At 33.9% G+C, this 15206-nt stretch carries 15 protein-coding genes and 1 pseudogene; 13 read left to right on the top strand and 3 right to left on the bottom strand.

Features of this window, described 5'->3' with window-relative positions; all coding sequences use genetic code 11:
- Window positions 1-240: 240 nt before the first annotated feature.
- A complete protein-coding gene (locus SanaruYs_RS17510) occupies window positions 241-864 on the bottom strand; it encodes a metallophosphatase domain-containing protein (protein ID WP_127123903.1) in 624 nt (207 codons plus the stop codon).
- A gap of 148 nt (window positions 865-1012) precedes the next feature.
- Between SanaruYs_RS17510 and SanaruYs_RS17515 the strand changes: the two genes are divergently transcribed.
- A complete protein-coding gene (locus SanaruYs_RS17515) occupies window positions 1013-1261 on the top strand; it encodes a hypothetical protein (RefSeq protein WP_127123904.1) in 249 nt (82 codons plus the stop codon).
- A gap of 69 nt (window positions 1262-1330) precedes the next feature.
- Here SanaruYs_RS17515 and SanaruYs_RS17520 read toward each other — a convergent pair.
- Window positions 1331-1783, bottom strand: a pseudogene (locus SanaruYs_RS17520) (SOS response-associated peptidase); the annotation flags it as partial.
- A 142-nt stretch (window positions 1784-1925) separates the two neighbouring features.
- On the opposite strand from SanaruYs_RS17520, the gene SanaruYs_RS17530 reads away from it, so the two are divergent.
- From SanaruYs_RS17530 to SanaruYs_RS17560, 7 genes are all read left to right on the top strand, one after another.
- Window positions 1926-2723, top strand: coding sequence for an SMODS domain-containing nucleotidyltransferase (locus tag SanaruYs_RS17530; RefSeq protein ID WP_127123906.1), 798 nt, complete (start codon window positions 1926-1928; stop codon window positions 2721-2723).
- A gap of 111 nt (window positions 2724-2834) precedes the next feature.
- Window positions 2835-3380: an SLATT domain-containing protein gene (locus SanaruYs_RS17535; RefSeq protein WP_127123907.1), complete on the top strand. Its 546-nt coding sequence runs from the start codon at window positions 2835-2837 to the stop codon at window positions 3378-3380.
- Window positions 3381-3521: 141 nt separating this feature from the next.
- Entirely contained in the window at window positions 3522-4601 is a 1080-nt protein-coding gene (locus tag SanaruYs_RS17540) for a hypothetical protein (RefSeq protein ID WP_127123908.1), read from the top strand.
- Window positions 4594-6588 carry a hypothetical protein gene (locus tag SanaruYs_RS17545; RefSeq protein WP_127123909.1) on the top strand — a complete coding sequence of 665 codons (1995 nt, stop codon included), beginning with the start codon at window positions 4594-4596 and terminating at the stop codon, window positions 6586-6588. Before SanaruYs_RS17540 ends, SanaruYs_RS17545 begins: the two co-directional genes overlap by 8 nt.
- A gap of 732 nt (window positions 6589-7320) precedes the next feature.
- A complete protein-coding gene (locus SanaruYs_RS17550; protein WP_127123910.1) occupies window positions 7321-7998 on the top strand; it encodes a hypothetical protein in 678 nt (225 codons plus the stop codon).
- Between the two features lie 148 nt (window positions 7999-8146).
- The gene (locus tag SanaruYs_RS17555) at window positions 8147-8473 is read left to right on the top strand and encodes an energy transducer TonB (RefSeq protein WP_127123911.1); all 327 of its coding nucleotides are present in this window, start codon (window positions 8147-8149) and stop codon (window positions 8471-8473) included.
- 132 nt (window positions 8474-8605) lie between these two features.
- Complete coding sequence (locus tag SanaruYs_RS17560) at window positions 8606-8968, top strand: DUF4180 domain-containing protein (RefSeq protein WP_127123912.1); 363 nt, start codon at window positions 8606-8608, stop codon at window positions 8966-8968.
- Window positions 8969-8987: 19 nt separating this feature from the next.
- Here the strand turns inward: SanaruYs_RS17560 and SanaruYs_RS17565 are convergent, their stop codons facing one another.
- Entirely contained in the window at window positions 8988-9638 is a 651-nt protein-coding gene (locus tag SanaruYs_RS17565) for a hypothetical protein (RefSeq protein ID WP_127123913.1), read from the bottom strand.
- Between the two features lie 398 nt (window positions 9639-10036).
- Here SanaruYs_RS17565 and SanaruYs_RS17570 point away from each other — a divergent pair, with 398 nt between their 5' ends.
- The 5 genes from SanaruYs_RS17570 (at window position 10037) to SanaruYs_RS17590 (ending at window position 15204) form a co-directional block, all read left to right on the top strand.
- Entirely contained in the window at window positions 10037-11242 is a 1206-nt protein-coding gene (locus tag SanaruYs_RS17570) for a sensor histidine kinase (protein WP_127123914.1), read from the top strand.
- Between the two features lies 1 nt (window position 11243).
- Complete coding sequence (locus SanaruYs_RS17575; protein WP_127123915.1) at window positions 11244-13187, top strand: sensor histidine kinase; 1944 nt, start codon at window positions 11244-11246, stop codon at window positions 13185-13187.
- A gap of 128 nt (window positions 13188-13315) precedes the next feature.
- Complete coding sequence (locus SanaruYs_RS17580) at window positions 13316-13741, top strand: response regulator (protein ID WP_127123916.1); 426 nt, start codon at window positions 13316-13318, stop codon at window positions 13739-13741.
- A 12-nt stretch (window positions 13742-13753) separates the two neighbouring features.
- Window positions 13754-14935 (top strand): hybrid sensor histidine kinase/response regulator, encoded by a 1182-nt coding sequence (locus SanaruYs_RS17585; RefSeq protein WP_127123917.1) that lies wholly within the window; start codon window positions 13754-13756, stop codon window positions 14933-14935.
- A gap of 86 nt (window positions 14936-15021) precedes the next feature.
- Entirely contained in the window at window positions 15022-15204 is a 183-nt protein-coding gene (locus tag SanaruYs_RS17590; protein ID WP_127123918.1) for a hypothetical protein, read from the top strand.
- Window positions 15205-15206 lie beyond the last annotated feature (2 nt).

Here is a 15206-nt window from a genome sequence, read left to right on the forward strand (position 1 = left end):
ATACCAGGATAATACTTAGTGAAAAATACTAATCGTTACTTGTTGTGCAACACTTATTTCAAATAGTGAAAATATATTAATTGACGCATGTTGAATTATTGAATGTTTTGCATCAACTCTAACACCCAACTTGTCAAATTGATAAAAAATGATATAATTGAGTTAATGGACAGGTGTAGGCATACTTGAGTTAACAATTGTAATGATAAAATGTAAACATGGGAAATATCAATTTGCTTATTATAGTTCGACAACAAATGGAGGATTAACTAATTCATAGTAATGATTGAGTACACTTGCATTAAAGAATTTTATGCCTTTCATTTCTTGCATTCCATAGTCCTCATGAATATGTCCAAACACATGCATTTTTGGTTTAATCTTAAATACCTTATCCAAGAGATCCTCGCAGCCAACATTAACATCCTTGCTAGTCATGTCCAGAATTTTAAAAGGAGGTCCATGGGTCACCAACACATCAATTCTATCAGGTATTTTATCCCAAATAGCTTTTATTTCTGCCCCTCTTTTTTTCATAAAAGCCCAATTCAAAAATTCTGGCGTATAAGGTGATCCATATATCTTAATACCACCAATTTCAATAAGAGTATCTTGAAGATATGTTACGCCAGCAGGCAAATATTGCATTAGATCAAAAGAGGTATTCTCTAGAAGAAAATCATGATTACCGCCAATGAAGATCTTATGTTGATGTGGTAAGTTTCCAAACCATCGAAAGAATCCTAGGGTATCTTTTAGTGAACCCGCCCCAGTAATATCCCCCGCATGTAGTAAAACATCCCCTTCCGGGACCTTGAGCTTTTCATGCCGATTATGGGTATCACTGATTAAAATGAACTTCATGCTAATAAAGGTATTAACTAATTAGGAATGAATCTGACCACTATTAGGCTAAGGTTAAAGTATTTCCTTTTTGTACCATATAACTTTCAAGAATTCTAGCTAAATTTATTGAGCAAAATAAATACCCAAAGGTATTATTTACTCAATTATGGCTAAGATCAAAAAAAAGGGAAAGATTTATTCAAGCAACTCAGCGATTATATCCAAAGAAGGTCCTTCCAGTACAACAAAAGCTGGATTACTAAAGGCTGGTAATAAATCAGTTAGCATGAAAATAAGTCTCAATGAAGAGCAGCAAATACGATTCTTTGAAGCCATTGAAGGGAGTCCAAGAAATATACCAATCCTGAGAAAATCACTTAAAGAACATTTAAAGGAAAACCCTAAAGTATCATAATACTATAAATACAAAAGGTTTGTTATCACATTATTTGAAAACAGAAAATATATGCAAAGACATACTGTATCAGTCTGCATTTTCCAATTCCGGATATTTAAGCCTTTCCATTACATCAGGGACACTTTTATGTGTTCCACGAGTTGTGATTAATTTACTTACCGTATGCGAATCCATTAACTGATCGTCTATTGGTGCACATAAGGCTAATACATCTTCCTTTGTTAGGTTAGGATTCAAATAGTATTTTTCATATTCACATAGAATAATAACAGGCATACATTTCTTTGTGTTGTGGATCTTCTCCATCAATGAATTTGTCTTTGTCGTCAATATCGAAACAGATTCAATCTCCTCCCCTGTTTCTTTATCAACCCAGCGCTCATAGATGCCTGCAACAGAGAAAGTCTTGAGGTTCTACAAATAAATATAATGAGGGTACTTAAACTTGCCCACATGCATCCACTCGTAAAAGCCTGAGAAAGGTATCAGGCACCTATTATGTTGAATGGCATATTTAAAAGATGGTTTATAGAATAAAAATACTTAAGGGACATGTCATTTACTGTCGCAAATAATTGATTACTTAAAAACAAAGGGCTGAACGCAATGGAATATTCCGTCAAATTATTATCTTATTACCGAAATATTAGATGGCTCTCCTATGGCTACAATAAACTACGTTCTTCAAAAGATTGCAGGGAATCTTTTTATCAAATATGACTCAAAAGAAAGAGAAAACATTGAGACTAGAATTGCCAATTTCAAAGTTAGCATCAAAGACTATTTTACCAATAATGTAAAAGATATTCTTCTATTTGGCTCGTTTAAAAGAGACACAATACTGCCTAGAAAATTTGATGAAGATTCTGACATTGATATACTAATAATTTTCAATCAATCCCAAATAGAATTCACACCAGAAACGTATCGCAATCAACTAAGGAGATTCGCAGAGGAAAGATATTTTACGTCAACCGTTATTAAAAGTCACCCTTCAGTTGTACTTGAAATGAGTAGTATCAAGTTTGACCTTGTGCCTTGCATTGTAAATAGTACATTTTGGAGTTCTAGCTTTCAAATTCCAAGTAAATCCGGGAGTTGGATGGAAACTGATCCAAAAGGTTTCAACGAAAAATTGACGCAAGCCAATAATAGTTATAATTCAATCGTAAAACCCATCATCCGTCTTTTAAAAAGATGGAACGCTTTTAATGATTACCCATATGAATCGTTTTACTTAGAACAGTTAATAGCCGATATGAACTTTGGAGGCGATAATTACCAAACAGGGTTCTTGTATGCCATAGATAAGCTATCAGAATATGGGCTACCTGAATACCAAAAGAAAAAAGTTTATACATTAAAGAACAATGCCAATTGGATTCAGGAGTACCTTAAAAGAGATAATCAAGATAAAGCAACCGAAGTTGTATACAGAATATTGGGGCTATACAACTAAAAGTTAGATGAATCGGTAGTCTGTTTTTACATGTTAACTCAAGGTTGTGGCAGTTAACTCACACACAGATTCTAATTTCAGAAAATTAATGATTAAACATTATCCAAAACAATGGGACAAGAGACATTAAAAGCACTTCAAAAACTAAAAGTTGATTGCATTTACAAAAAAAATACACATTTTAATGCCGCAAGAAGAGTCCATTCCGAGGCAAATCGCTTTAGAATATTCTTGATTGCTGGCACAATATCAGCCTCGTTTTCAACTATCATGAATATCGGCGTCTGGGAACACATTAATATAGATACAACTTACATTCAAGTAGTTGTAAACCTACTTGGTGCACTAGGTGGATTTTTGATGCTCTATTCTACTACCTTTTCTGACCATAACTCCAAAATAGAGCTATCAGCAAAGCACGAGGTTGTTGGAAACTCAGTAAACCTTCTTTATAAAAAAACACGTATTGCTGAAGCAGCCTATGTTGATGAGTTGTTGAATGGTGAGCAACTAATCAAGAGGCTCGATGAATTCTCTTCAGAGTATCACTCAATTTGTAACTCTGCGCCACTAACAGATGATAAGGATTTTTTAAAAGCTAAGGAATACTTTGATAAAGGATTATCAGAATATACTGATCGTGAATTAAAACTTTAAAATTTTTGTCAACCTATTAAACAATTCTATCGCGACTATCCTACAAAAACATATATGGTAATATCTCTGTCGAATTTAATAAATAGAATCTTCACGATTTTAACACCACACAGATCATTAAGAATACTAACTTTCGTATCATTGACTAGATCAGACGCGAAAGTTAGGTCTGTAAGCTGGATATTCATTAAAAATAGAATTCAAGATTTTGTTAATAGACCATATTTCATATTTGGTGCAACACTAACTTCTATTGTAGTAATTTCATATGTTAGTTTTAGGTTCTCTTTTGATTTTTCAGGTACGCCATGGTCTTGGCTAAACATCATTGAGCTGAGTGAGGAATCTTCTAAAGAACTAATTAGTGAGAATCTATCTAACACAGGCGCTATTGTCGCATTAAGTTTTGTTGTTATCGGATTTCTTTTTGAAATCATTAAGGAAAGAACAGGAAGAAATCTAGAGGAACTCGTTCGTGCAACCTATCTTTATTTAGGATTATCAGTTACTTTGATTAGCCTTTCTTATATGGTATTACTTAATTTAATTAAAAATTCTATATCGCTTCAATCGCTAAAAAATTTATCAATTAGTTCGAGCTATCTTGTGCTAGTCGTACTCATAATGATAGGCATTCAATTTGCCTCTTTGATAAAACTCTTCAATTCAAAAACCCTTAGTGATCTATCAAAATATTCAATAATAAGATCCGGCCTCAATGTAATATTCCAAGAATACTATATTAAAAAAAGTAAATCTATAATGAATCAATTCTTACTATCAAAAGGATTGCATCAATTTAATTATATCAATCATGCAAATCTAAATCGTATCACCCTAACCAATAATAGAGACTTGTATTGTTCTGACATAAACCTAATTCTTCTCAACTGGACAATTAAGTCTTTTTCCAGTGATAACAATGAGAAAGTATTTCAAGAGCTCTACATCAATAAATTCTTACCAAGAAACGCTGAGGTTTTCTTTTATGCAGGAAATCAAAATACTAATTTATCAATTACAACTCTAACAATAAGCCCTTCCTTCTATTTACAAAAGACTCTTACATCTGATCAGAGGTTTGCATCGGAACGAGAAAAGTTAAGAAATATGGTAATTAGGGCGGCTGAACTTGGTGATCAAGAAGAACTAGCGCGCCAACTTGATATTTTTCAAAATTTATATTCAATATACTTTCAAACCCGTCCAGCTAATGATTAGATCTTTCTTAGAGGATCCCAATGACAGGATTCACTCACAACTTATCGAATCTATTCAATGGGATATCTATGCAGCCTTTCAAAAGGCCTATGACGCCAAAAAGCGTGATTCCATATTGAGCATAATTACTTTTGTTAATAGAACTAGGAACGAAGCAATTTCAAAATCAGCTACTGAAATTCTTCAGCAACTTCACTTCATGCCAGTTCACTTCTTTAAAATATCTGAAAACAATAATGAATTTAGAAATATCGTTTTAGAGCAACAGTCTATTGCACTCAAAACCAATTGGCTCGTCCTTAAGTATAAACATGAAAAATTAATACAAACTGAAAATTCCAAAACAGCTAAAGCTGTTGTTGAAAAATTCTATCTGGGGGTTATATCCTTTTTCCATGTCATTACAGAATCCTTAAGTTCAGATGAATTACAAAAAGCATATAGTGAATTTAATCAAATGTCGGGAGAAAGATATACACATCAACTTAACTCACCGCGGAGTGAATTTCTCCGTAAGCAAAGAAATATTGGAATTAATCCAACTATTCTTCAAGAATATAAAATTAATCTAGAAAAACAATTCTTTCTTCAATACACGCATAGAAGAGTAGCTCTTTCAATCAAGTCATGGTTTATCTATTTATATTCCATGGACAGAATTAAGTTGGATAAACTTCAGTTTATATACCAAAAAATAAATCAGAATTACTTTGTTTTCGAAAATCTGATTGACGATATGAATTACATAATTGATTATGGAGAATCCGGAACTTTTGGTTTAAATAATTGGGATTTTACAGAGCGAGAAGCAGGTAAAACCTATAGCCCTCCATCAATAAGGCATTGGATATTGCATGGTGTGTTAGCTCATTTACTTCGTCCTAATTCTATACAATTTGATATTGATATGATTACATATCGACCAGACCTATTTCTCCTGTTCGAAGATGCTGTTAAGCTACTTAAAAACTATAAAGAGAACATTGAAAAATGGAAAGATTTTTTCGGAATACATTTTGCTCCGGATACTAAAGATGTGATCGACCAAAGAGTAGTTACGACTAAACTTCTAGAACTATTTGATGAACGAGCCAGGCCAGTTCAAAACTTTTTCGAGCAGCTAAAAATAATGCGAGACAATTATGAAACTCAGATTGTCAAAAGTCAACAGTTGGATGAAACCTTGGTAACAAAATTCAAACAATCACTTGCTGAAGCATGGAAAGAGCAATGTCACTCATTTAATCTATTTGAACAATTTGAAGCAATTGATGTTAAAGAAGACCCAGCTGGATTAACATACCTTGGTCAATCAACTTTGTTGGAGAGAATGAAAGTGATGTTTGTTGAAAATGGGCATCAAGAAATTGTTGGTATCACAGATATTGGAGCTGGCGTAGGAAGGGCAACTGATTACACTTTCATTGATACAATATTAGAAAATAAAAAGGAATCAACAGAATTCAACTCAACAAATTCATCAATTGATAATGCGCTAAATATATTAACTGAAAGTGGATATAGTCCTAATTTAATTATTATACCTCCTGAACTATCTTATAGGGGAGATTTATTAAAAAGTAAAGATTATGTGCCTCAATGGCAAGAAAGCAGTAATCATGAAGGTATAAATAGAATGGGGAATTATAAGGGAATTCCCATTATAAGTTTCTACACGACTAATCTTACAAATCAAATAATATGCTGTCAATTCGAAAAGGCATTTCGATTAGAATTGTTTGAAGCATCTCATCTATTCTACAAAAGACTTAACATAAATGTTAGAGAGTTGACAGTAGAAGAAATAAAAGACAAGTTTGAAAAAGCGCCAGATTACTGGAGAACAGATAGTAATGGGTTAAAATTTTCAGATTCCCAAGCCCTTTCAAGAGTAGCTACTTCGATACTTCTTGAAATTTGGTCAAGAGGAAAATTTATTATTAAAGATAATAATGCTATAGCAATTTCACTGATTAAGGAAATTTAGCTCTACCGAAAAATTAAGAAAAAATTTCTTTACTGATATAAGTAATTAAATAAAAAGGGTTTATAGATATTTATTGTACAATTCTTAAAATCAAAAACATGGAGCTGTAGCAAAAATAAATAGACTGAAATCACAAAACCATTCGAAGGGTGTCTTGTGCTTTAATAATATATAGTCATTCTACCAGGAAGTGTCATAAATTTCTATATACAAGGTCTTTTCTAGATTTAGATGTGGAGTTGGTATTTTCACTTTTATTTGGGAATAATTCATCCAATTTCGATTAGTTGGTTCGTTGTTGTTATGCTTTTTACTGACGCTTTACAATTCATCTAGTATCATATCTCCGCAGTCTAATTAACTATGCTGTTTCTAGAATACTGTCTATTTTACTTTGCATCAAAGTCTAAAAAAATGTGAGCAAAAACGGATTAAAGTTGCCCGTTAGTCTAATTATTTAATCTAAACCCACATTTAAGGGAAAAATATGTGCGATTTTCACAAAATTGTGTAGATCTACACAGCTAAAATTGGCATTAACGACTATCGCATTCAATTGGAGGCAGCTTTCGTGGCGCTCTTGAAATGTGGAAATCATAAGGATTGATGCAGAGAATGATTAGTGGACTTAAGTTTTCAAGTACCACATCCTTCATCGTTGCTGGGAATTATAATAGGAAGGTCACTTAGGATAATTAATAACTTTATTGTTGAACAAGGCCCTCAAAACATATGGGATTAGGTGCAGGATTTCTGAAACAAATGAATGATACGATTAAGTACAACCGGGATTTACTCGGAAAGAAGAAATCGATTCGAGAAATCTATAAAGATGAAATCAAAAAACGCGGAACTAATTACGAAAAGCAAGACTTAGAGCACGTGCGGGAAAGAGTAGCTCTGGCACTAAAGAGAGATAGGGCAAGTGAATTATTCAGTAAAATTATGGCTATTGTCATTGCAGCGCTATTAATTGGTGGTTTAATATGGGCGCTCCGTTCTTTTGATTTTCATCTTAATAAACCTGTTAAACATATAGACAAAACACATCTCTATAAAACTATTATTTATGATCAACCCAATGGGTTAAAATTAAAAACCGACTACTTTATTCATGGACCAAAAGCTGCTGAGACATATTTGAAAGATGGATTTAAACATCAAAATTCGGAAAGTTATTATGAATCTGGTCAGCAATTCAGAACTGCACTATATTATTACGATACATTGATAACAGAAATATTCCTTTACAAAACAGGTGATACCATCTTAAATTTTCCAACATTGTCGAACGATAAAATTTATAAAATAAAATTATTATCACCATCAAAAGATAAACAAATTGAGTTTGATTTTTTTGATGGTAAAATAATTCAAGACACATATGAAGAGAAGAATTTAACAAAATAAATTCGTTTACATTTTATATATACGCAACATGCAAAAAATAATATAATCATTTCTCATTTTATTAGCAACCATTCGCGCCCTAGTCCAAAGCGGAGTCAATCAAGAAGCATTTGCGGTCGTTGAGGAAACTGCTGAATTTCCTGGTGGCTTGTCTAAATTTTATGAATATTTAAGAAAGAACATTGAATCCCCTATAAATGCCAGAAAACAAAAGGTAAAAGGAACAGTTTATGTTCAGTTCTTCATTAAAAAAGATGGCTATGTAGACAAGGATTCAGTGCGGGCGTTATCTCCTGAATTTATTAGAAAAAATTTTCCACCGAATTTCAATAACCAAGAAACAATAGAACTACCTGAATCGTGTAAAGTTGAGACCATTCGGGTATTTAAAAACAGTCCCAGATGGATTCCGGGGAAACGAAAGGATGTTCCTGTTAAACAAAAAATAGTGATGCCTATTCGTTTTGGTGGATAGCGTTAAAATTATGGTTGATATCTTATAGTTAGAAGATACATTATATTACTACTCAATACCTCTCACAGACGTTGAGTAGATAAGTAACTATAAGTAAGTGAAGCACCTAATAATGGCAAATAACACACTAAAATGAAAATAGAAACGCATAACTTAAAAGATTCAAAAGTTGCTGAGATCATCTCAGCAAATCTTGTTATCAATAATACGGATGATGGATTAAGCTTATTAGGAAATCTATACTATGAAGGCTTTGATAGCATTATAATTCACGAGAAAAATATAACACCTGAATTTTTTGATCTTAAAAATAGAATGGCAGGTGAAGTCCTACAAAAGTTTTCGAACTACCGTGTGCGATTAGCTATCGTTGGGGATTTTTCTAAATATGAAGGCAGAAGTATTCAAGACTTCATTTACGAAAGTAATAAAGGCAAACAAATCAATTTTGTAAACACATTAGCTGAAGCAAAAGAAACGCTAATAAGTACCTAATCTAAATATCTCATAATAATCAACGACTTAATCTTGCCACTTTTTTTCTCATTCCAACATTTAAAAAAACATTAGACTCGGGACTACTGCTAAAGGTTATTGAATTATAAAGCAATACTTCCGCAAAAAATGAAGTTGATCGATTAAAGTAAAGTGGTAAATGTGCCAAACCTATACCAACTACCTGGTAAGTTCTGGCTGTTGGTACTCCTGTTTCTCTCGTACTGATGTAACCCGGTTTTAACGACTCCTTTTCTGAAAAGGTATGATGACTTACACCTGTTGTCAGGTAAACATCTAATACATTAATATGTGTTCTAAAAAATTCTAATGGATAGACATCAATTAACAGATCCTTCTCTAATATTCGCACTTCACCTGTAACATATGACGCTGTATTATAAAAACCAACACGTATGCGTGTTTTTACCAATCTATTACCTGCATAAAAACCAGTAGAAACTCCATTACTAAATGCATGCAGATCCCTTAAAACTGACCCATCGCCCTCAGAAAAAAAACGATGCATACCAAAAGAAGTTTCATTCCCGATGACTGTAACCCTTTGCTTTTGTTGTGCGATGCATGAGTAGACACCCAAAATCAAGAAAAGTATGATGAGTAACATTGCATTTGTCCCTCTTACTTTATAATTAGTCTTGCTTACCATAAAATAATGTGTTTATATCCAGTATTATGTCTCTTAAGCTCACGGCATTCAGCATCAACATAATTAGTGGACTTGCGTACCATATAGCGACTCTACCAACTGTTTGACGATTCAAAATTGGAGACCAAATTATTCGATTCCGACAGGGGCTTTTGTATCTTTAATAAATCAGGGAACCCCTTAGATGGTATAACATCGTTGAGTAATTTTGAATATACAAGGTTACATGCTCTTGGCTAACTAACTTAGTATTCTACTCTCAAATTTGCTTATATTAATGCATTCAAAATCATCATAGCCATTTGTGAGAAAAGAATTAAATGCCGCTGCGATACTCTAAGTAAATTTAAAATAGACAAACGAAGTATTTTTAGTTTTTCACTTGTAACTGATGTAAAATGATTATTCCATCAATACCTGAAAATGAAACGGATCGGTTAAAGGCGCTCAATGATTACCAGGTGCTGGATACGGCACCCGAAGACAACTTTGATGAAATTACACAACTCGCCACAGAAATATGCGAGACACCAATTTCCTTAATCACTTTAGTTGACCCAGACAGGCAGTGGTTTAAGTCACATCATGGACTCGATAGAAAAGAAACACCAAGGCAACATGCCTTTTGCGCTCACGCCATTAATAATCCAAATCAAATACTTGAAGTGCGCGATGCAAGACTAGATAGACGATTTGCAGATAACCCCCTAGTTAAAGATGACCCTAATATAATTTTTTATACGGGTGTACCACTTGTAAGCCCGCATGGCTACGCACTGGGAACACTCTGTGTTATTGATCAAAAACCTAAAGTACTAAATGCAACCCAGCTACATGCACTTAAAGTCCTGGCTAATCAGGTTGTAAAGCTATTTGAATTACAGAAAGCAAACAGAAAACTTAAGGAATCACAAAAAAAAATAGAAAAAACAAACGAAGAGCTTAAACAATTAAACCATGTTGCCTCTCATGATTTAAGAGAGCCTTTAAGAATGATCTCAAGTTTCATAGGATTATTAAAAAGAAACTACTCTCAAACACTTAACGAAGAAGCAAATAAATACATAGAGATCGCTTTAGATGGTAGTAAAAGAATGAATCAACTAATCCTTGATATATTAGATCACTCATCTGTAGGTAAAGAAGGAGCAAGTAAAGAACAAATTGATCTTAACAAATTAATTGAAGACGTTAAACAAAATTTACACACCCAGATTGATGAAGCGAATGCCAATATAATAGTAGCTGAAAAGCTACCAACATTAAACGCCTCCAAGACCGATATGATCAGTCTTTTTCAAAACCTGGTTAGTAATGCCATTAAATTTAAGATTAAAGATAAAGCTCCTGAGATTGAAATCCTTTGCCAGGAAAAACATAACTATTGGCATGTTTCTATTACTGATAACGGAATTGGCATTGCCATTCCTGACCATAAAAGGATATTTGGCATGTTTAGTCGCCTCCATAAAAAATCAGATATTTCTGGCACAGGGCTGGGGCTGGCTATTTGCGAAAAAATTGTTGCGCAACATGGTGGAGAAATATGGGTAACTTCTAACTTAGGGCAGGGATCTACATTTCATTTTACCCTGTCTAAATAGTATGAAAATATCAACTTTGCTATTCACAATCTGTATTGGCATAACCGTATTATTATCACTTTTCGCATTGGTAGGCTGGATAGTCGATGATTTACTGCTTGCCAGTTTCTCTACAGCCTATATTCCGATGGCACCTATGACTGCAACCTCGTTCTTACTGTTTAGCACCGCCATCAGTCTGCGTTATAATAGTGCAAGTAAGTTTCGGTGGTTTGTACTATTTATTATTTTAGTATTATTCACCCTATCAGTAAACGTTCTATTAGTAATTGCGCATGTGCCAGGCTTTATCATTGAAGATAAGTTGATCAGCAACAACACTATGTTTGGACTTGTTCCAATGGGTAGAATGTCGCCAATTACAGCATTGCTTTTTCTACTAAGTACCTTTTCACTCTTCTTCTTACAAAGTTCTAAAAAATACGCAGGAATCATATCCGGTATTTTTTCGCTGCTTGCGTTTTTTATTACAATGGTCGTGTTAGTTGGATACCTTTATAATACACCCATTTTATATGGCGACACTACCATCCCTATTGCTCTTTCTACAGGATTATGTTTTTTGCTTACCTCCATCACACTTTTTATGTGCAATGGATATGATCAATTTCCTTTACTCTTATTCTGTGGAAATAAAACCTATGCACGTTTATTAAGGACGTTCTTACCACTTACAGCATTTCTCATTCTGGCCAGTGGTACTTTTCAAACTTATGTGCGTAACAGATATTTTTCAAACGAAGCACTCATAATTTCAATCGTTGTTATTATCGCAATGATATTGGTAACCTTTGTTACCATTTATCTTTCAAGAATTATCAGTGCTCAGATAGATAAAGCTGAATCTGAAAAAAGCAGGCTTAGATCCATTATTGAAGTAACAACAGACCTTGTTATTATTTTTAATGAAAACGGAAAGCCACTCTATTTCAACAAAGCGGTGTACGGCATTATCGGGCAGCATCACAGAAGCATTCCAGACAATCTTACAATGACAAGTTTTTTTTCAAAACCGTCTAATGACTTTATTCAAAACACTGCATTGAAATTGGCAAAAGATCAAGGCTATTGGAAGGGTGAGTCTATAATTGTTTCATCTACTGGAAAAGAATTCCCAGTCTCACACGTAATTCTTTATCATAAAGCCAACGAAACCGAAAAAGCTTATTACTCATCCGTCATGCGTGATATTCGGGAGTTGAAAGCTTCACAACAAAAAATTGAGGCTATTAATCAGCAACTGATCGCTAAGAATATGGAGATGGAGGAATTCGTATATGCCTTATCTCACGATCTGAACGAGCCCTTGCGAATGGTGAGTAGTTTTTTACAACTTACCCGTATGCGCCTTCAAGATAAATTAGATGAAGAGACTACGCAATACATGGATTATGCCAGCGGAGGTGCCAAGCGAATGAATACCATGATTAAAGATCTGTTGGCATTTTCAAGAACGGGAAGCGTTGGTATGGATTTTTCAATTTGTAATATAAAAACAATATTAGATGAGGCTTTAGCTAACTTATTTCCTATCATACAGGAGAATGGTGCATCCATTCGCGTACCAGACAACCAACCGCAGCTGCTTGGTAATGCCTCTCAACTCACCCGATTATTTCAAAACCTGATTGGTAATGCTATAAAATATAAAAGTAACGAACCACCAGAAATAGAAATAACTGTAAAAGAATTTAATGATCATTACTTTTTTTCAGTAAAGGATAATGGTATTGGTATTGAATCAGAGCATTACCGCGATATCTTTAAAATATTTAAACGCCTACATACCTCTAAAGATTACAATGGAAGTGGCATTGGTTTAGCTGTCTGTAAGAAAATCGTAGAAATGCATGGTGGAAATATCTGGGTAGAGTCCGCACATGGAAAAGGAAGTAACTTCCATTTTACCCTGAAAAAGAACCTTGTTGACTTTTCCATTTCCTGATACAAATACAAATTTGAAAACTGACTTAAGAATGTTAGCTTTATAATGAGGTATTTAAATATTACTATCAATCCGCAACTGCCATGATCTAAAAGTTGATGGTTGCCTCTTCAAAAGTTTAAAATCTTATGGAGATACATATTTTGTTAGTAGAAGATAACGAGGACGACATTGCTTTTACCTGTAAGGCATTAGCATCAGGAAAAATTAGAAATCGTATTTCTGTAGTCAGAGATGGAGAGGAGGCACTTCAATTTTTACGCAAACAGGAAAAATTTGTCGATGCCGAAAAACCAGACCTAATTCTTTTAGACCTTAATTTGCCAAAGATTGATGGAATAGAAGTCTTGACTGAAATAAAAAATGAAAATGATCTTAAGTCAATCCCAATTGTAATGCTTACTACCTCATCAGTTGAAAAACATATAACAGCCGCATATAAAAACCATGCGAACTGCTTCATTACTAAACCTGTAGATTTGAATAAGTTTTTACAAATTATAACTGACATTGAAGACTATTGGATCAGTATTGTCAGGTTACCTAAATCCTGATCTACCCATCGCATGTCAATAAAGCCTGAAGAACAAAAGATTTTAATAATAGAAGATAATCCAGGTGATTTTTTTCTGATAAAGGAATTCCTAAAAAGAACGACACTTCCGCGTTATAAAATTTATCATGCCGAAAAAATATCAGATGCTGAGATACTTTTAAAACAAGAAGACTTCAAACTTATTCTAATGGATTTATTTCTTCCGGATAGTGAAGGGATAAGTACCTTTAAAAAAATATTTCCGCTCTCAGCTCATACCCCTGTTATCGTTCTCACTGGTTTAGTTAATGAAGAGGTTACTGCCAACACATTGCAACAGGGCGCACAGGATTATTTAGTGAAAGGCGAGTACGATGAAAAATTATTAGAGAAAACAATTCGCTATGCCATTGAACGCAAGCACAATCAGGAATTAATTATAAAAGCAGAAGAAATAACCAGAAACAAACTGGAAGCACTGGTAAAAGAAAGAACAAAAGAGCTGGAAGAAGCCATTAAAAAAGAGAAACAATTGGTAGATCTGAAAAATCAATTCGTAGCCATAGCCTCCCATGAATTCAGAACACCTCTATCAACCATTCGCTTTGCCGCTGATTATTTACACGAGTACCTCGAGAGACTTGATAAAGATGAAATCAAAAGTAAATTAAAGAAAATAGAGAAGCAGGTCGTACACATGGCTGCCTTGTTGGAAGATGTGATCATGGCTGGCCGAACCGAATTGAATAAAATACCTGTGGTTAAATCCTCTATTAAGTTAAAGTCTTTAATTGATAAAATACACGAAGAAGTTCTGCATTCTACTAAAAACTCTCATCGTGTGGAGCTGATCTTTGCGTGCGAAAATGAGACCATTCAGACAGATGAGAAACTCTTACGCAATATCCTGATTAACCTGCTAACTAATGCTATTAAATTCTCACCAGGAAAAGAGAGTATAGGTTTTAGAATTATCTCAGCAAATGATAGCCTTATTCTTGAAGTTAGTGATAAAGGAATAGGCATAAGTGATGAAGATATGCCCAAACTTTTTGAAGCTTTTCACAGGGGGAGTAATACTTCAAGCATTTCGGGTACCGGACTAGGTTTATCCATTGTAAAAAAAGCGGTGGAACTCCTAAAAGGTGAAATTGTCATTAAATCAAAGCTTGAAGAAGGCACTTCCATAAAAGTTCTTTTACCGCTAAACTGAATTCTATTAAATATCAGGGAATCCCTGATATTTAAAATCATCATATCCCTGATGTTTTTCAATACGGTAATAAGCAGCTTTACTGTATGAAATCAGCTGAATTACTCAATAAAACCATTAGTCTTAACCAATATCAGGAGCATTTGGAATGGGACGATGAAAATGAGGCCAGTGATGAAGATGTAACCTGCATGGGTAAATGTGTTATCTCACTTGGATTAGGTGTGATATTAGCTTTAGGGGCCTCCTTATACTTTCTATTAATCTGATT

Source organism: Chryseotalea sanaruensis (assembly GCF_003990915.1).
GTDB classification, from domain to species: Bacteria; Bacteroidota; Bacteroidia; order Cytophagales; family Cyclobacteriaceae; genus Chryseotalea; species Chryseotalea sanaruensis.